Source organism: Xylanibacter muris, assembly GCF_013166605.1.
Classification (GTDB): Bacteria; Bacteroidota; Bacteroidia; order Bacteroidales; family Bacteroidaceae; genus Prevotella; species Prevotella muris.
The window spans coordinates 73,651-91,841 of record NZ_JABKKF010000003.1; the positions used below are offsets into that span (position 1 = coordinate 73,651).

At 48.4% G+C, this 18,191-nt stretch carries 18 protein-coding genes, 1 tRNA gene and 1 pseudogene; 5 read left to right on the forward strand and 15 right to left on the reverse strand.

Annotated features, from left to right (window positions below; all coding sequences use genetic code 11):
* The first annotated feature begins 39 nt into the window (after window positions 1–39).
* The 3 genes from HPS56_RS04335 (at window position 40) to HPS56_RS04345 (ending at window position 2,101) form a co-directional block, all read left to right on the forward strand.
* Complete coding sequence (locus HPS56_RS04335) at window positions 40–831, forward strand: radical SAM protein (RefSeq protein WP_216655752.1); 792 nt, start codon at window positions 40–42, stop codon at window positions 829–831.
* Window positions 832–855: 24 nt separating this feature from the next.
* Entirely contained in the window at window positions 856–1,194 is a 339-nt protein-coding gene (locus HPS56_RS04340; protein ID WP_172274434.1) for an MmcQ/YjbR family DNA-binding protein, read from the forward strand.
* 169 nt (window positions 1,195–1,363) lie between these two features.
* The gene (locus tag HPS56_RS04345) at window positions 1,364–2,101 is read left to right on the forward strand and encodes a hypothetical protein (protein WP_172275118.1); all 738 of its coding nucleotides are present in this window, start codon (window positions 1,364–1,366) and stop codon (window positions 2,099–2,101) included.
* A 75-nt stretch (window positions 2,102–2,176) separates the two neighbouring features.
* Here the strand turns inward: HPS56_RS04345 and HPS56_RS04350 are convergent, their stop codons facing one another.
* From HPS56_RS04350 to HPS56_RS04365, 4 genes are all read right to left on the reverse strand, one after another.
* On the reverse strand, window positions 2,177–2,881 hold the full coding sequence (locus tag HPS56_RS04350) for a hypothetical protein (protein ID WP_172274437.1): 705 nt from the start codon (window positions 2,879–2,881) through the stop codon (window positions 2,177–2,179).
* 2 nt (window positions 2,882–2,883) lie between these two features.
* Entirely contained in the window at window positions 2,884–3,936 is a 1,053-nt protein-coding gene (locus tag HPS56_RS04355) for a relaxase/mobilization nuclease domain-containing protein (protein ID WP_172274440.1), read from the reverse strand.
* Between the two features lie 3 nt (window positions 3,937–3,939).
* On the reverse strand, window positions 3,940–4,320 hold the full coding sequence (locus HPS56_RS04360) for a plasmid mobilization protein (RefSeq protein WP_172274443.1): 381 nt from the start codon (window positions 4,318–4,320) through the stop codon (window positions 3,940–3,942).
* A 175-nt stretch (window positions 4,321–4,495) separates the two neighbouring features.
* Window positions 4,496–4,744: a helix-turn-helix transcriptional regulator gene (locus tag HPS56_RS04365; RefSeq protein WP_172274446.1), complete on the reverse strand. Its 249-nt coding sequence runs from the start codon at window positions 4,742–4,744 to the stop codon at window positions 4,496–4,498.
* A 493-nt stretch (window positions 4,745–5,237) separates the two neighbouring features.
* Here HPS56_RS04365 and HPS56_RS04370 point away from each other — a divergent pair, with 493 nt between their 5' ends.
* The gene (locus HPS56_RS04370) at window positions 5,238–6,530 is read left to right on the forward strand and encodes an ATP-binding protein (RefSeq protein ID WP_216655753.1); all 1,293 of its coding nucleotides are present in this window, start codon (window positions 5,238–5,240) and stop codon (window positions 6,528–6,530) included.
* Window positions 6,531–6,542: 12 nt separating this feature from the next.
* On the opposite strand, the gene HPS56_RS04375 is transcribed toward HPS56_RS04370, so the two are convergent.
* From HPS56_RS04375 to rsfS, 8 genes and pseudogenes are all read right to left on the reverse strand, one after another.
* Window positions 6,543–7,202 (reverse strand): hypothetical protein, encoded by a 660-nt coding sequence (locus HPS56_RS04375; protein ID WP_172274452.1) that lies wholly within the window; start codon window positions 7,200–7,202, stop codon window positions 6,543–6,545.
* Window positions 7,203–7,206: 4 nt separating this feature from the next.
* Entirely contained in the window at window positions 7,207–8,370 is a 1,164-nt protein-coding gene (locus HPS56_RS04380; protein WP_172274455.1) for a site-specific integrase, read from the reverse strand.
* A 29-nt stretch (window positions 8,371–8,399) separates the two neighbouring features.
* Complete coding sequence (locus tag HPS56_RS04385) at window positions 8,400–9,584, reverse strand: site-specific integrase (RefSeq protein ID WP_172274458.1); 1,185 nt, start codon at window positions 9,582–9,584, stop codon at window positions 8,400–8,402.
* Between the two features lie 692 nt (window positions 9,585–10,276).
* A pseudogene (locus HPS56_RS13280) lies at window positions 10,277–10,504 on the reverse strand (glucosamine-fructose-6-phosphate aminotransferase); the annotation flags it as partial.
* 99 nt (window positions 10,505–10,603) lie between these two features.
* Window positions 10,604–10,786, reverse strand: a complete 183-nt coding sequence (locus HPS56_RS04395) for an MmcQ/YjbR family DNA-binding protein (protein ID WP_216655754.1) — start codon at window positions 10,784–10,786, stop codon at window positions 10,604–10,606.
* 470 nt (window positions 10,787–11,256) lie between these two features.
* Entirely contained in the window at window positions 11,257–12,108 is an 852-nt protein-coding gene (locus HPS56_RS04400) for a phosphatidate cytidylyltransferase (protein ID WP_172274464.1), read from the reverse strand.
* A 12-nt stretch (window positions 12,109–12,120) separates the two neighbouring features.
* On the reverse strand, window positions 12,121–14,151 hold the full coding sequence (gene ftsH, locus HPS56_RS04405; protein WP_172274467.1) for an ATP-dependent zinc metalloprotease FtsH: 2,031 nt from the start codon (window positions 14,149–14,151) through the stop codon (window positions 12,121–12,123).
* A 6-nt stretch (window positions 14,152–14,157) separates the two neighbouring features.
* Window positions 14,158–14,517 (reverse strand): ribosome silencing factor, encoded by a 360-nt coding sequence (gene rsfS, locus HPS56_RS04410; protein WP_172274470.1) that lies wholly within the window; start codon window positions 14,515–14,517, stop codon window positions 14,158–14,160.
* A 333-nt stretch (window positions 14,518–14,850) separates the two neighbouring features.
* Here rsfS and HPS56_RS04415 point away from each other — a divergent pair.
* A tRNA-Gln gene (locus HPS56_RS04415) sits at window positions 14,851–14,921 on the forward strand.
* A gap of 111 nt (window positions 14,922–15,032) precedes the next feature.
* On the opposite strand, the gene HPS56_RS04420 is transcribed toward HPS56_RS04415, so the two are convergent.
* From HPS56_RS04420 to HPS56_RS04430, 3 genes are read right to left on the reverse strand one after another with little or no spacing between them, the layout of a single operon-like run.
* Window positions 15,033–16,883, reverse strand: coding sequence for a rhamnogalacturonan lyase family protein (locus HPS56_RS04420; RefSeq protein ID WP_172274473.1), 1,851 nt, complete (start codon window positions 16,881–16,883; stop codon window positions 15,033–15,035).
* A gap of 41 nt (window positions 16,884–16,924) precedes the next feature.
* Window positions 16,925–17,338, reverse strand: coding sequence for a secondary thiamine-phosphate synthase enzyme YjbQ (locus HPS56_RS04425; RefSeq protein WP_172274476.1), 414 nt, complete (start codon window positions 17,336–17,338; stop codon window positions 16,925–16,927).
* 11 nt (window positions 17,339–17,349) lie between these two features.
* Window positions 17,350–18,159, reverse strand: a complete 810-nt coding sequence (locus HPS56_RS04430) for an alpha/beta hydrolase (RefSeq protein ID WP_288317278.1) — start codon at window positions 18,157–18,159, stop codon at window positions 17,350–17,352.
* Between the last annotated feature and the right edge of the window lie 32 nt (window positions 18,160–18,191).

Sequence of the window (18,191 nt, forward strand, 5' to 3'; positions counted from 1 at the left end):
GGGAAAAGAATCGAAATCCGGTTATAAACAGATATTCAGATGATAGTAAATGAAATATTTGCCAAAGATTATGTCACTCCGTCGAAACTCGGTGCATTTGCCATAAATCCCTATGTCGGATGCCCGCATGCCTGCCGTTATTGCTACGCGTCGTTTATGATGCGTCATACGGCTCACCGGGAACCGTGGGGAGAATTTACCGATGTCAAGATTGCAGAGAAGTCGATCAGTCTGAAAAGAATCAGCGGAAAGAGCGTGGTGATGAGTTCCGTTACCGACCCCTACAATCCTTTGGAAGCAAAATACGGGGTGACACGGCGCATCCTCGAACAACTTGTATATTCCGATTGCCATTTGCAAATAATAACGAAAAGCAAGCTGGTACTAAGAGATATAGACTTATTGCAAAAGATACGTCATATAAGCGTGGCCGTATCGATCAACACCGCTGACGAACAATTCCGCCGTGACATGGATCGGGCCGATCCGATAGCCGACCGGATGGAAACCCTGCGCATCCTGCACGATTCGGGAATACACGCCGTTTTGTTCATGGCTCCGATATTCCCGTTCATAACCGACTGGAAAGAAATAATCTGCCGGACACGCGATTTCGTGGACTGTTACTGGCTCGACGGTCTCAATCTCCGGGGCAGCTATGCCAACGATATAATGAGTTACATCCGTACCGTATATCCTCAATTTTACGACGATTATCTCAACATCTACTATCGCTGCAACAAATCCGGATTGCTGGAGTTCAACCGCAGGATTTGCAACTGGTGCGACTCGAACGGCATTAACTACTCTGCATATTTTCGGAAAGCATAGAAAACCGTCAAGCAATTGTACAATATGAATATAGAAGAATTCAGGGAATTTTGCCTCTCACTGCCCGGCAGCGGCGAGAAGATGCCGTTTCAGGCATTTCGTGCCGCACAATCCATATTGGCGTTTTATGTCGGAGGCAAAATTTTCTGTTTCTTCGATATTGATAAATTCGATACCTGCACCATTAAATGCGCCCCCGACATGATTGACGAATTGAAAGCCTGTTACAATGCGGTGGGTGCGCCCTACAACATGAGTCCCCGCCACTGGATCAGTATCCGGTTCAACGACGATATGCCTGACGAGGAAATTAAACGCTGGACGCGCAAATCCCACGATATGGTATCAAATAAAAAGAAATAAGCAAGTATCGAGCATTAAGACCTCCTCATAAGTTTATAAGTAATTAATATTAAACTGTCTGTGTATCCGTCTAAATCGAAAAATACATTATAATCAATAACTAATAAACTCAAATTTGTATGAAAGAACAAATCAAAAAGTCTTCTCTTTTTTTGAAGGGAAGCAACACCTGACCCACTTCGATACTGAACAAGATGTAGCTGAAGAATTATTCGAGTTACTCTCCGAAGCGAGAGAACTCTATCTCCAAAATGTGATTGCGGATGGCAAACGATACAGCCGTTATGTGGATGACTTCATCAACAGTCACCGATACATTAACTGCGATAGTGCCGTTTGCCGGAACTGCCACGAAATGAACATCCACATCGTCAAGGGACTGCTGACAGAATGCGCTCACCTTATCCAACCGCTCTTTACAACATCACATTTCTCCTTTGAGGAGTGCATGGAGTTGCGAAGGCAGTATGACAGGTCGGATCCGTTGCCGACACCAGCCGTGCATCGTACCGATAAGGTGACAGATGCTCCACCGCTTTCTTTCGGCTGCAACTTCACTCAAGAACAGATGACAGGTATTGTGTCTTGTGCCAATACTTATCATCTGTTTTGCGTTTCTATGCTCCGCGTCGAGGATATGGAAGCTCTCTTTTCCTGCAAAGAGGGCTTTCATATCCGGGTGAACAATCTCCGCCATGTGGTTATCCTATTCGATGCGCTTCTCGAAAACTCGCTCATCCAATCCCGCTGGCAGTCCGTTCTCGACAAAGGACGATTCTTGCAATCGAAGGACGGTACGCGGTTCATTTCCGCATCGAGCCTTTCATCGGCTCTTTCCGTTGCAAGGAGTAACGTGGATTCAATCTCTTATTCCATAAGGAAGTCTATCGGTCAACTGGAAAGATAAACGAACCATTTTGCAATAGGCGAAAGCAACAGCATCCGGTTTTGCTGGATGTTGTTGCTTTTACTATGAGCAAAACTACTTTATATGGGTGGGAGTCGATTCTATATACTCTCGTTGTAGCGAATACCGGTGTATCTCTTGCCGTAACCGGGCATTGTCGTGTATGATGCAACAGGCAATCGCAACGGAAATCAGCCAAACAAAGAGCAGGCATATCCACAAGAACTGCCGGACGCCACGGGAATGACATATCCACCGCAGGCAGTATAACGGTATATCTTTGAACAGGTATGCAAATACATCCCTGAACCGTTTGGGACGGGGCGGAAACGTTGTTTTTGTCACCCCTGCCGCCTGAATGTCCTGTTTGGCGATAAGGATATCCAGTCTGGCTTCGAGCTTGCGGCTGCGGGCTTCCTGCCGTTTGGCGGCTTCCCCGATATACTTGTACGTGTCGCATACGATGATACACTTTTGCAGCACATCGGCATAGTCCGCCGAAAGTTTCGCGTAGCATTCCTGCGGAGTGAGTACGCCCCGCGCCTTGGCCTCCTGTTCCTCCTGCTCAAACTTGCGTTGCCTCTGCTCCAACAGTTCTTTTACGGCGTTTCCCGTCGCTGTTGCGACCGCTGACGGGCTGACGGGCTGTGCGTCGGTATAATTGCATATAGTCTTGTTCAGCGCATTTGTCGCCGCTATACTTTTCATCAGCAGGTCTTGCAGTTCGTCAAGCGATGCGACTGGCTCGTCTTTCAATGGGATAGGTCTTTTGCTTGTCATGGTCATCTCCTCCGTTTGTATGGGTTCTTTTTCTTCTCCTTGTCCTCGTCGTTCCAACCTCGGTCGTTGCTGTCGCCAGCACCTCCTCCGCTTGTCGGGGCGATGTGAGGTTGTGCGATGAGTTCGACGATTGCCGCACCGATACCGTTACCTATTGAAGCGTTGCCGCCTGCGGTATCCGTACCGCTTAAGGATTCGGTAGCCGTTGTTTCCTGATAGGCATTCGCCTCCTTGGGTGTATCGACGTATTGCCTGCCAAAAGAGAAACCGGATTGTTCCGTCCGTTCGTCCGATGCGGATATATTACTAATGTTGTCCGCAACATCCGGTACTATACCCATCCTTTGGCAGAGTTTGGCATAGGTCATGGAACGGTCTATCTGATAACCGGCAAAGGATATATTATCGCAGGTGAAGACCACGCCTTTGGCTTTGCCTTCTGCATTGCGAACGGTGTTCATCCCGATAGCCCGTGCAGACAAGGCGGCTTTCAATGCCTCCATGCTGCGGCATCCTTTCAACGCTTCATTGATCGCATCGTAAATGCGGTATTTGGCGGCAGCCTTGCCTTTCAGACGGTCGCGGTTCACTCTTTTCTTGCCCTTGCCGAAAGCAAGCCCGTATTCCCTCGTGAGAGCTTGGGTGATGCGCGCCGACTTGCGGAACGCCTGATCGCCGGTGATGGCATTGCCGTCGTTATCCACCCAATTGTAAACGATATGCACGTGGGCGTGCGGCTTGTCGTGATGCCGGAATGCCGCATACTGCGTGTTCACGATACCCATGCGTCGCATATATTCCTTGGCGATGACGGCCATCAGCTTGTCCGACAGCTTGGGTGTGTCCTCCGGTGCGAAACTCAAAGAGATATGCCCGACGAAGTGCTTTAACGATGGGCGGCTCTTGGCCTGCAGGCTGAAACTCGCCACGATAGACTTGTTAGACGTCAAGTCCACACCATCGGAAGCGATGATTTTCGTATTCTTCTCTTTGAGGTTATTGGCGTAGTCCACCAGCCCGGCGAAACCCTGTCCGCTGCTTATCTTTGCCATCATGGGTTATAACTGCTCGTTAAGTTTTACAATCAGGCCGCTTATCTCTTGGGATAGACGTTTGTTCTCGTCGGCGATGTGCTGCGGCCCGTGGATATGGCCGAGGTGTGCCAACTGGTTCAGGTTATTCGCCATTCCAGCCAATGCACGAAGGCAATGCGCCACACCTTGCGGCACGGGTTCCTTGACATAACCGTTTACCGCCAGTTCATAGACGATTTCGGAAAGCGGCCGCCCCGTCCGCTTGCTGCGGCGTGCCAGTTTAGCGTAGTTCGCTCGGTCGAAATAGACCTTCACGGGGCAGTCGCGCTTCTCGCCGTCAGGCAGCCTTGGGCGTCCGCCTTTCTTCCGTTCACGGTCATTCGTTTGGAGTTGTGTTCGGGTCATCGTGCCACCTCCTCCCCGCTGCGATGTCCGGCAGCTCTCCGGCATGCCCGGCGGTTTTGTGGGACACAAAACCTATACTTGCTCCCCGAACACATACATTCCTCGGTATGCGTCTGACAAGGCAAGAAGTCTATAACGGGTACGAATGCCACTATGCGGGCGGTACGGTTGCCGGTCATCGTTTGCCTCCTTTCTCACGGTTCACGATATACGCCTGCGCCTGCCGGTCGAGTTCCGTCTGCGAGGCGATGCGGACGTTCTTCATCCATGCCTCCAGTTCGGCCTTGTCGAAAAAGCACAGTTTGCCATTAGGTTTGTAGTACGGGATGACGCGGCGCATCATCAGTTTGTGCAGGTAGCTTACCTTGATGCCGAGGAATGCTGCTGCCTCGGCGGTCGGAATCAGTTGTTTCTTTTCTTCCATGTTGCTGTCATTTTTAGGTGAATACTTCGTCGTTCCGATGTGGAAGACGTTGCAAAGTAAGACATGGGAAGTGACACTGATAAGGCTTTTAATCCGGTGTAAAACAGAGGGAAAATAAGGTGGCAAACAGAACGGGAAGATGCTGTAATACAGTCGAAGGCCGCCGAAAACAGCGATGGGAAACAAAAGGTGCGAAAACGCGGTGAAATTGACATGCCTGACAGTCGGACGACAGGCGATTATTTTGCCCCAATAGAGGGTAAAAGTGCGGATAACCGCAATAATGCCCTCTGACGATGATGTTAAAATGCCATTTTACCGAATAAATCACCGCTAAATGACCAAGTAGAATGACGCCGAATGACCAATCAATATAAAGCCAAATGCCAAATCAAAATACCGCCAAATGACAAAGTATTCCATAAAATCATTGGATTATTAGCGATTTATGGCTAACTTTGCGCATGATTATTGATGTGATAAAATGGAGAAGATGAATAATAATACTTACAGGGCAAGGATTGCCGACAAGTTACTCGCAGAGAAACTGGACACTATGGGCGCGGTACTTATAGAAGGAGCCAAATGGTGCGGCAAAACCACGACGGCGGAACAGGCGGCAAACAGCGTGCTTTATCTGGCAGACACGGATACGTTCCGTCAGAATATGGAGATGATTGACCTGCATCCGCGGATGTTGCTCGCCAGAGAGGCTCCTATGCTTATCGACGAATGGCAGGAGGCTCCGAAACTGTGGGATGCTGTTCGCTTCGAAGTGGATCACAGGGGCAAAGAGGGTCAATTCATCCTGACGGGTTCGGCAGCTCCGAGCAAAGAAAAACTCGAAGAGATCCATCATACCGGAACGGGGCGGTTCTCGTGGCTGAAGATGCGCCCGATGAGCCTGTTTGAGTCCGGAGAATCCGAAGGTACGGTCAGTTTTGCCGAGTTGTTTGCAGGGAATACAGATTTTGCCTTGAAAGCCCCCGATCATCAATTGGGCGACATTGCCTTTATGATGTGTCGCGGCGGTTGGCCGGGAGCGCTTCGGCGAAAATCCGCGGCAGCAGCGCAGCTTGTAGCGACGGAATACTATCAGGCCGTAACGCATACGGATATATCGAAAGTGGACGGGGTCGCGAAAAACCCCGAACGAGTGAAGCGTCTTATGCGCTCCTATGCCCGTCATCAGGGTTCGCAGGCTTCGCTTACGACTATTGCCGGTGATATTTCCACAAACGAGGTGGAGCGGTTATCGGAAAATACAATCTCGGAGTATCTCATGGCGTTGAAGAAGATATTCGTGGTGGAGGATGCCGTGGCGTGGAATCCCAATCTGCGCTCGAAAACGGCTATCCGCAGCAGCGACACCCGTTATTTCGTCGATCCGTCGATAGCCGTGGCAGCATTGGAAATGGGACCCGACGATTTGATCGGCGACTTGAATACCATGGGGCTGCTTTTCGAGACGATGGCCGTGCGCGACTTGCGCTGTTATGCCGATGCCCTCGCCGGAACCATGTATCATTACCGGGACAAAAGCGGTCTGGAGTGCGATGCTGTAATGCACTTGCGTGGCGGTCGCTATGGATTGATAGAGGTAAAACTGGGAGGCAGCACGGGCATCGAAGAGGGAGCTATGACGCTGAAAGCGTTGGCAGAGAAGATTGATACCGACAAGATGAAAAGTCCTTCGTTCCTTATGGTTCTTACCGCAGTCGGTCAGTTCTCCTACACGCGCAAGGATGGAGTGTTGGTTGTACCTATCGGCTGTCTGAAGCCATAGTGCGGAAAGGGGCTACCCCTGTACGCTTTTCAGCCAGCGGCGGTAAGCGTCTGTACCGCAGATTTCCCCGTCGGCTTCAGCGGTTCTCCTGAACAGGTCTATGATGATGTCCTCTTTCTCCATCTTGGAGCCACGGCGGTCTTTTGCACCCAACAACTGCCGGAGATTGGGCAGATGCCAGTAGTTGCCGAATGTTCTCCATTGGTAGGATATGTTGCAGATTGCCGCGATGCTGTCTGCAATGAAGGCCATCTGCGTGGCATTGCATCCCTTGCATGGGCGGTATTCCCCGTCCAGAAACCCTTCCCGGCGTAAGGCATCCAGCAAAGCGAGGGTTTTCCAGCCTTTCAATGCGTCGGGAAAGTCCGGCGGCAAAACGTTCGGTTGCCCTATAGTGCTTGTATCTATGGTTGTTGCCCTACGTATTCCGACCGCAGGCGTGTTGTTTCGGTTGTGTCTTGAAAACCATTTCTCAATCTGCTGCCGATATTCCATATAGACGGCTATCGGCACGACAAACACAACAAGCGTAACCACGACAAAGAGGATGACGGTAATCGCATTCGTTTCCACTCGGGAAACGACGATACATCCGGCCAGCACCGATACAAGCAGCCATACCGTACCCGGTAGCAGGATATTCATCTTGAAATCTTCGGGCAATTTTTTCATGGGATCAGGTATTTGCAAATTCGGCGTCGATCAGTCCGATAGCGTCGTCTTTTTTCTTATTGATGATTTTCGCGTATATCTGCGTGGTCTTCACGTCCGTGTGACCGAGCAGTTTGCAAACTGTATAAAGGTCTGCGCCGAGTGTCAGCATCATCGTGGCGAACGTGTGGCGACTCACGTGATAGGTTACGTGCTTGGTAATGCCCGCCTCCTTTACCCACGGTTTTATCTGCACGTTGCAGGTATCCTCGCACGGCAGGGTGGCGAATACCGGATCCTCCTCGGCTGCTCCGTCCCGTTCCGGCATCCATTTCCTCGCCTGCATCGAAAGGGGCAGGTATAACGGTTGCCGTGTCTTCTGCATGACGATACTGATATGCCATTGTTCGCCCGTGCAGTCCACGTTCTTCCATTTCAATGCCAATACATCGCTGATACGCAGTCCGCAATAGCAGGAGAACAGAAATGCGCTTTTGATGTCTTCCCGTCTGCACGGGGTGGCGATAAGCGTCTTTACCTCGTCGATAGTCAGAAACTCACGTTTGCTCTCCGGCATCTTGATTTTCTCGTCCGTATTCAGTTTGTTTATGGGGTTCTCGCCGATAATGTCTTCGCGCACCGCTGCATTCAGCGCACCACGGAAACAGCCGAAATAGGAAACGCAGGTAAATTGAGATAGTTTCTTTCCGCTTGCACCGACATAGGTATTACGCAGAAAGTCTATGAAAGCGAGGCAGAAATCACGGTTTATATCCCGCATGACGGCCTTTTCGTCGAACGCACGAAGGATGTTTGTCGTATTGCCGATGAGCTTGCCGCTGCCCCGCACGCCTTTCTTCTCCTGGCTCTCCCTGTAGGTCTGCATCCAGTCAAGCAGCAGCATCTTGGAACGCTGGGAGGTGTTTTTCAATCCCGCCACGCTGTTGGTCAGTTCGATGATGCGCTGCGACTTGATAGTGTTTACAGCCGCCATCGTCGCCTTATTCTGCGTTTTGGCCGCCGCATTCGTTTCGGGGATAAGGTAAAGTTTCAAAAATTCGTACTGGCGCTTGCCGTCCCTGTAAATGTCGAGATAGACGGACTGGCTGCCGTCGCTGAGCGTCTTGTAACGGATGCGCACGGGCTCCTTGACTTTGGGCTGTTTGGGTATCTTTATTATTCTTGCCATAATCGGGTACGTATATAAAAGTGTTGTCATCAATCGAATGCCTTGTCGGCGAGGTTTACCGCCTCGTCTTTCCGCCGGTTGATGATTTCGGCGTAAATCTGCGTGTTCTTGATTTGCGAATGTCCCAACAACTTGGAGACGGTATAAAGGTCTGCCCCCAGCGTCAGCAACATCGTTGCGAACGTGTGCCTGCTGGTGTGGTAGGTTACCGCTTTGGTTATCCCTGCCTTTGCCGTCCACATTTTCAGGTGGGCGTTGATATGGCTATCTCTCGGCAGCTCTCCAAAGACAAGACTATCTGCATCTGCGCTATTCCGCTTCGGTAGCCATCGGCGAGCTTGCACGCCCAACGGGATATGCACGGGTTTTTCGCTCTTGTTCATCAAGACCGACAGCATCCATTTGTCCCCGTCCTTCGCAATGTCTCTCCATTTCAGTTTTCTCACATCGCCCAGACGCAGGCCGCAGTTGCAGGCGAAAAGATAAGCCTGTTTGATGTCCTCCCGTTTGCAGGGTGTCGCTACAAGGGCTTTTACTTCGTCGATAGTCAGGTATTCTCTTTTCCCTTTGCTCGTCTTTGCCCGCTCGTGACGCGACAGTCTGTCCATCGGGTTGAACGGTATAAGCCCCTCGCGGACGGCGGCATTGAGTGCCGTAACCAAAGTGCATTGGCGGTTGAATACGGTTTTGGATTTGAGTTGCCGACCGTCTGCTGTCTTATAGCCTGTTTTCAGGTATTCCATGAACGACAGGCAGAAATCTTTGTCCACCGCCTTGAGTTGTATACCACCGTTACCCATAGCAGCGAAGATGTTAAGAAGCCGGTCTATCGCATAAAGGTCTTTCACGCCCCGGCTCCGCTGTATTTCCTTGAACCGTACGAGCCATTCCGACAGGGTAAAGTCGTTTTGCGATATATTATCCTGCGTAAGCCGTTTGTTGGAGGGCGGCAGTTTCTTCAACTCGCGCAGTCGGACTTTAAGGGCGGCTTCGGCTTTGCGCATGGCGGTTGCATTCAGACGCGCGGTCTTGTCGTCCGTTTCCGGCACAAGATAGAGTTTCAGGTACTCGTAACTGCGGCGACCGTCGTGATAACAATCCAGATAAATGGATTGATACCCGTTCTTCATCGCCTTGAACCTGATCTTGATAGGCGATTTTTGCGTATCTTTGCTTCCGTTGTCTGCCATGCTGAAACTTCGAGTTGTTATCACACCGCAAATATAGTTTGTTTTCCCGAAACAAGAAACAAAAACGGGTAACAAAAATACGTCTGAAATGAGATTTTCCAAGAATTGAAAGGAATTAGCCAAAAATCATAACTACCTAAAAACAAGAAATATATTTGCACTTGTTTAGCTCTTCTTTTCATTTGTATCTATATATCGGAAATTAGGCTCCCCCGAAAAGAATTTCGTGGACAACAGACATACCTATTTATTTTCCGTGAATGGCAAAGTTCTTATATCGAAATAGGAATATAATATTCTCCATTATACAATTTTGTTCCTTTTTTAGAATCATCAGGTAGCATTTATTTGTCGTGAACTATCTCACTACTTTTACTCGTCAAATTACGCAGATAAAGTAGTAGCCTAAAGCAATAAACAAACATTGAGTTATTACCTTATTTTTGAATTATACAAAAGAAAAGGTAGAAACTCAACGGACAAAATTGGCTTTACAATCGTAAAAGACTTTTGGAAAAAAGACAGAAGCAAGTCAGATCTCGAAACTGGAATTCCGAGTTTCAGAAGGCATACCAAAGCACTATGTACGGATTGACCAAACATAGTGCTTTTCCCTTTTGCGAGAGATTCCTGCTTTATAGTTTCAGTTCCTTGATGACTCTTTTTATTCCGTAGGCAACCGATGTCATGTTCTTCCTGACGGCGGAAAGTGCGGATGAAAGATTGGATGCGGTAAAAAGAGGATGGATAAAGTGTGCGCATTCTGTCAGCAGCCCTTTGACGATGTGGATGTTCATTTCGTGGCAGTTTCGGCAAACGGCACTATCGCAGTTGATGTACCGGTGACTGTTTATGAAATCGTCCACATAGCAGCTGTACCGCTTGCCATCCACAATCACATTTTGAAGATAGAGTTCTCTCGCTTCGGAGAGTAACTCGAACAGTTCTTCCGCTACATCCTGTTCGGTAGCAAAGTGGGTCTGGTGTTGCTTCTCTTCAAAAAAAGAGAAGACTTTTTAATCGTCGTTGAATCGGAAGCTGATTCAGTGACGGGGACTCATGTTGTAGGGCGCACCCGCCGCATTGTAACCTGCTTTCAGTTCGTCAATCAGGTCGGGAACGCATTTAACGGTGCAAATGTCGAATGTGTCGATGTCGAAGAAACAGAAAATCTTGCCTCCCGCATAAAACGCCAGTATGGATTGCACAACAACTTGTAAATACAAGAGCTGTCTGTTTTTTGATTTGCAAAATGAAAAACGACTATTTACAAACAGAAAACGGCTTGTCCTCAAACCGGGAACAGGCCGTTCGAAGACCGTCCGACTATAGCCGGAAAGGCTTCCGACTTAAGTCAGACACCTTTCCGACTTAAGTCAGACGGGTTTCCGACTTAAGTCGGAAGCTTTTAGAGTGTCCTGTTTGTGATTGGAGAACGGCCTGTTTACGGTTTGAGGACAGGCATTAATCTCCAATATCACCGTAGATTCGGATTGAAGAAAGACATGAATATAGGATGGGGCACGGTTAATCTGCCCTATGAACGGTTGTGGACAAACAGATAAGGGGCACGCTGCATTGGAAATCGCAACGTGCCCCTTATCCGTTGTTTATATTCTACAGGAATCGTAAACGAAGCTTTACGGCATCACTCCTAAATATCCGAATCCGACAGATGCAATGCCTAACATACACATCAAAACAGTGTAAGAGTATACAGATAGATTACCGCGGCCGGAATGGCAAGCAACGAAGAGTCGAACCTGTCGAGCATTCCACCATGTCCCGGCAGGATATTGCCGCTGTCCTTTATTCCTAAAGTACGCTTGAAAAGACTTTCAACAAGGTCGCCCCAAGTGCCAAAGACAACGATTACAAGGCCGAGACCTACCCATTCATAATGCCGGAGCTGAAGGTCGTTAATACCGTATTTATCGGCAAGATACCACACGCCGACAGCGGCAAGCATCACAAACACCGCCCCGCCTATGGAGCCCTCCCAGCTCTTTCCCGGACTTACCCGTGGAAACAGCTTATGGCGCCCGAATAGCGAACCGCAACAATATGCACCGCTGTCATTAATCCACAGAAACACAAACACGCACAGCGGCATAAGGCAGGTATAGGCAACACTACCGTCCGGAAGCGAACGGTAAGCAAGCACATTCAGCATCGAGAACGGCAATGCCACATACATCTGGCTCATCATGGTGTAAGCCCAGTTGTTCACCGGATCCGGATTCTTTGCATAAAGCTCCGATACAAACAGATATATGACCGTTATGAGATATGGTATGAACACCGTTGAAGGCGTTATACCGGCATTATATCCTGTCATGGCAAGGAAGAAGTATACTCCCGCCACTGTGCAGATAAACCTGTTTATCCACACACCGTCACGACCGTTCACCAAACCGGCGAATTCCCAAACCGTCAGCCCTGTCGCAAGCGCAAACAAAGCTGCCATGGCTGCCGGCTCTAAAAAACAGACAACGATGGCTGCCACAAACAGCACTCCAGTTACCGTACGTACTATAAAATTGCTCATATCCGATAATTTTTATTTTTCTTCCGCAACATCAGAACCACCGCCATCGGGTTCACCGAGAATCTTGCCCTGCGCCTCAAGCTCTTTTGCACGGCGTTCGGCCATAGCTTCAGCCTCAGCTCTCTGCTGGGCCTCAAGAAGTTCCTCGGAACGGCTTGCCCATGGACGTTTTCCGAATATCCTCTCGACATCCTCTGCAAATATCACCTCACGCTCAATAAGAAGATTCGCAAGTTGCTCATGGCCATCCTTATGCTCGGTAAGTATGGCCTTCGCACGGTCATACTGCTCATTTATCATCTTTATGGCCTCATCATCCATTATCTTTGCAGTTGTTTCCGAATAAGGACGCTGGAAGTTATACTCGTTATTGTTATAGAAACAGACATTAGGAAGCACCTTGCTCATGCCCGCATAGGCAATCATACCGTATGCACTCTTGGTCACACGCTCAAGGTCATTCATTGCTCCGGTGGAAATCTTGCCTATGAACAATTCCTCGGCAGCACGCCCTCCAAGAGTGGCACACATCTCGTCAAGCATCTCCTCCTTTGTTGTGATCGCCCTCTCTTCAGGAAGATACCAGGCAGCCCCGAGAGCTCTTCCACGCGGCACTATACTTACTTTCACCAACGGATTGGCATGCTCGGTAAACCATGATATTGTGGCATGGCCGGCTTCATGAATGGCTATAGACCTTTTCTCGCTGGCTGTCATAATCTTCGTCTTTTTCTCCAGACCGCCTATTATGCGGTCTACAGCATCAAGGAAATCCTGTTTGCCGACACTTTGGCTGTTATGACGCGCGGCAATAAGAGCCGCCTCATTACATACATTTGCAATATCCGCACCGGAGAATCCGGGGGTCTGACGGGCAAGGAAGTCGATATCTACAGTCTTGTCTGTCTTGACCGGCTTCAAATGCACCTTAAACACTTCCTTGCGCTCATTAAGGTCAGGCAAATCAACGTGTATCTGCCTGTCAAAACGCCCTGCCCTCAACAATGCGGAATCAAGAATATCAGCGCGGTTGGTGGCTGCAAGAATAATCACACCGCTGTTTGTTCCGAAACCGTCCATCTCTGTAAGAAGCGCATTCAACGTATTCTCACGCTCATCATTTCCACCCATCGACGGATTTTTACCACGGGCACGCCCTACAGCATCAATCTCATCAATGAAAATGATACAAGGCGACTTCTCCTTTGCCTGGCGGAACAGATCGCGGACACGACTTGCTCCCACTCCGACAAACATTTCGACAAAGTCGGAACCGCTCATGGAAAAAAACGGCACACCGGCCTCTCCTGCCACAGCCTTGGCCAACAGTGTCTTGCCTGTTCCCGGAGGACCGACAAGCAACGCACCTTTGGGAATCTTTCCTCCAAGATCGGTATACTTCTTCGGATTCTTTAAAAAATCCACGATCTCCTGCACCTCCTGCTTGGCACCGGCCTGTCCTGCGACATCCTTGAATGTGATATGAAGCTCGGTTCCTTTCTCATACATCTTGGCCTTGCTCTTTCCAACATTAAACACACCGCCGTTACCTCCGCCACCGCCCATGCGGCGCATGAAGAATATCCATATACCGACAATGATTACAAGCGGAAACAAATTCACAAGAATCATGTCGAACAAGCCGTCCTTCTTCTTGTTGTCATAACTATAGTCGCCAGTGAACTTCTTCTCCTGACGGGCTTTCTCCACAAACTGCTCCACCTTGTCGGTAGAACCGATCTGAACCGATACGGTAGGCTCCTTACCCGTCTGTTCGACACCTTTCTTGAAGACATCACGGATATGCTCCGGCTTTATATACATCGTCAAGAGATTCTGCTCCTTGTTTACCACTATTTTAGACGCATAGCCCTTCATCACCATATTCTCGAACTGGTGATACGATGTTTCCGTCTGTATGCTTGAATTCTTACCTCCTGTCGTTAAATAAAACGTAACCAAGGTAATAAGCGCAAGCACATAAATCCAGCCCATGTTAAACTTGGGCATCTTTACTTTTGGATTGTTCTTGTCGTTATCCATACCTCATCAGTCTAAATCAGGCACCCGGGTAAGCTCTGCGTCTTCCCACAAATGCTCCAAATCATAATACTCACGCGTTTCCGGCAAAAAGATATGAACCATAACATCGGTATAGTCCATAGCCACCCACTGTGCATTATTAAGACCAGCTATCTTAACCGGCTTCTCTTTCAACTCTATACGGACAGTTTCTTCTATAGAATCGGTAATGGCCTCTACTTGTGACGGTGACGCACCTTGGCACATAATGAAATATTTGCATATAGCACCCTCAATATGCTCCAGATTTGCTATCACGATATCATGTCCTTTCTTCTCTTGTATACCCTTAATAACAGTCTCAACCAATTGTTTTATTTGCTCCATTACTTGTTTTTGAATTGTAATTGTATGTTTTGAATTTAACTCGTATATTTAAATGTACTGCTACAAAACAACAGTAAAAATAATTTCACCGGACACTCTTCCATATTACATTATATCCATGCACGGTTAATCTCCGCAAAGGTAGTGCAATTTGGTATAACTTCAAAATAAATTGAGAAATATTAGCATATTAGCCGGCCATTCTGTCTTAAAAAAAGAAAAAGAATATGTTTGTGAAAAAAAACATCTCAAAAAATTTTGCGGTAAATAAAAAAAGCCATACCTTTGCAACCGCAAATCAGGAACAACATGAATTGCAAACAAAAACGGCATTGGGATATGGTGTAATGGTAACACTACAGATTCTGGTCCTGTCATTCTTGGTTCGAGTCCGAGTATCCCAACAACGAAAATAAGCACACAATAATGTGTGCTTATTTTCATTTAATACATTTATTTATAATGTGTCCTATTTGGATAGAGAACCGGCATCACGCCAGTTCTCTATCATCCATTCACTCTCCTAAATAATACGATGTGACAGGAGACTGCGGATACCCCATACTGCCATTCATTATATAACTGCGGTAGAGCGGATCCTGCATCAGCGTGACACGTCTGTCACGAGCATGGATGGAAGTACGGTAAACTCTCAGCTCACCGGGCAATGCCGTAACAATCTCCTCACGCCAGTCACCGTCAATGTCGGCAGTCATGAGTATGCTACCCTCTATGCCCTCTGTCAATACCTTGTCCTTCCATTTCCATACGCTTTGCACCGACCGGCCTACACCACGCCCACCGTCACGCGTGGTTGTCTCTCTCAAAAGGTCGGCATCCCACCACAGCCAAGGATATGTTCCGGGAACCCCGCCTTGCTTCGTCTCCACTTTCTTTCCATCGGCTGTCAACAGATACTTATCTGTGCTTCCGCCCTTACGGTCTTCACTGGCGAAACATTCCAATCCCGGCCATTCCGGATTAAAGTCGGCCACCATGCCGCTACCTACATGATATGTAGTATGGCCTATGCCCCATATTAGTTTGCCTGTTCCGGCATCAACCACCGACACGCCACGTCCGTCATCGTTCTTCGGTTCGCTCACCATAAATACCTGCAGGCCTTCCAAATCAGGACGCAACTTGCACAGATATGCCTTGTCACTATGACCTATGCCTGATGACCAAAGTGCAGTGCCATTGTCGTCAAGCATACATGAACCGAGAAGAATCTCATCGCGACCGTCTTTATCGACATCACCCGTCACCATGCTGTGCGCACCCATACTACGTATCACAGGGTTCTCCTCATCACCGTCCCAACGCCAGGCACGGGTGAGTTTTCCATCATTAAGCATCCAGGCGTCAACCACCATCAGTTTGTAAGTGCCACGTGCAGCAAGGATATAAGGAGTTTTGCCGTCAAGGAATGCCACTCCCATCTGATTACGGTTCTGGCGCACGATATTACCATAACGGCCGTTACGTTCAGGCCATGGCACAGATGCAATCTCCTTTCCCGTCATACCGTCGAGGACTGTCATAAACTCGCTGCCGCCACATACACGTCCGTTCTTATCTTTCACAAAGTCGGGACCGGATGTCTTAAGTGCCACCTCGGCACGCCCGTCGCCATCGAAATCGTATGCGACGAAAGGCGAATACCATACTCCTGGCTCTATCCCCGGCCCGAGGTCGTATGTCCAAAGATATGTACCGTCACTGAGATATGCCGATATTTTATATGTCACTCCTTTATTGTCTCCGGGCATTCCGGGGTCAACATTGCTGGAAGGAGTACGAACTATATAGTCGTAAGTGCCATCACCGTTGAGATCGGCTATGGCTAACTTGCCTGCACGGTCGCTGTCCTTCAGCTTAATCGAAGTATAAGGCTTCAATGATGCAAGCTCCACTTCAACACTTCCGCTGACGGACATTCCTCTGACGGGCATCACGCTATACACTGCTTTCGGCACCGGTGACTTGTCTATGAAGTCGCAAGTAGATATCACGGGCTTACGTGTAAGCCTCTTCCTCTTTCCTCCAGTCTCGCGATAAACGTGGAATGCGGCATCGTTTCCGTCAGAAGAAAGCATCCTCCAACTAAGATACACACCTTCACCATCAGCGGCAGGAACGGCTGTAAGGCCACGGTTGAGCCTCTCCGTGACCCTCTCGGCAGCATATCCGTCGACTTTAGGCTTATGCTCGTGTTTTGGCTCAAGCACCTCGTAATAGTAATAACGCTCACGGGCATCCTGTGCATGAATCCGCACAGCCGCAAAGCACAATATAGCAAGTACGGCAAAATGATTATTAAAAAAAACGTCCCGTAATTTGTTCTTTTTGAAATTCTGATTCATTTTATGATTATTAAGTTTGTTTTTATTATTCCGGAATACTACTAACCGTAAACAGTGGCCACAATACTTCTCGGACCGCCATAATCACGGAACTCACAGAGATATATGCCCTGCCAGGTGCCAAGATTCAGTTGTCTGCGGGTAATGGGAATGGTTAGGCTCACTCCGAACAACGAACTTTTGGCATGCGCGGGCATGTCGTCCGCCCCTTCAAAGGTATGGTCATAATACGGTTCGTTCTCCCTCACTATATGGTTTAGAATCTTTTCCATATCTCCACGAACATCCGGATCGGCATTTTCATTAATACTTAGAGCGCATGAGGTATGACGCACAAAAAGATTAAGAAGACCGGTCTCTGGAAGCGGATGCGGTAGATGCTCAAGAATCTCACGTGTCACGATATGGCAGCCACGATGCCGCTCTTTTAACCGAAACTCTACTTGCTGTATCATTATCCTACTCTTTATCTTTTCAACTTCTTGATTAAATACGCAGCCGCCATCATAGAGGCCTTATGCCAATCAGGCTCAAAACCATGACCATAAGCCTCAAGAAGATGAAGCTCACTGTCTTTCCATATATGATGGAAACGCTCACCATAAGTATAAGGGACAATACGGTCACCGGTGCCATGAATTATGCATGCCGGTCCGTCATATTTTTCCGATGTCTCATATATAGGCAACGAAAAGGCTGTCTTTATATAATCACGCCCCAGCTCTCTGTTGCCGAAAAGCCTTACAACTTCCGGAGGATCAAGAGGATTATACTGCGCTCCGAACGTATTTCCGCGTATGGCATCATCGCGAAGCACGGCTGCGGGAGCCATCAGTACGACAGCCTTTATTTTACGGCCGCCCAATTCACCGGCAAGCATTGCAGATACGACACCACCCTGTGAATGACCGACAACAGCCACCTTACTTACATACGGCAACGAAGCAACATAGTTGTATATGCACTTTGCATCCTCAATTTCATTGGGAACAGTCATGTCACGGAAACGCCCCTCACTTTCGCCATGGGCATTGAAGTCAAACAGAATACTTGCTATGCCATGAGCCTTCAACGTATCGGCTATGGAAGTGAACAATCCCGACTTTCTATCACCGCCGAATCCGTGACACATTATCACTATAGGACATTTTTCACCCGACTTCAATTCCGGTTTATGCACCGTGGCCGCAAGTTTTCCTATGGCTCCCTGTAGAGTCACATCGGTATCACTCCCTGCAGAATGTGCAGAGAACAGGCTCAAAAAAAATACCGACACAAAAAACAGTCTTTTCATTTAACTTAATAATT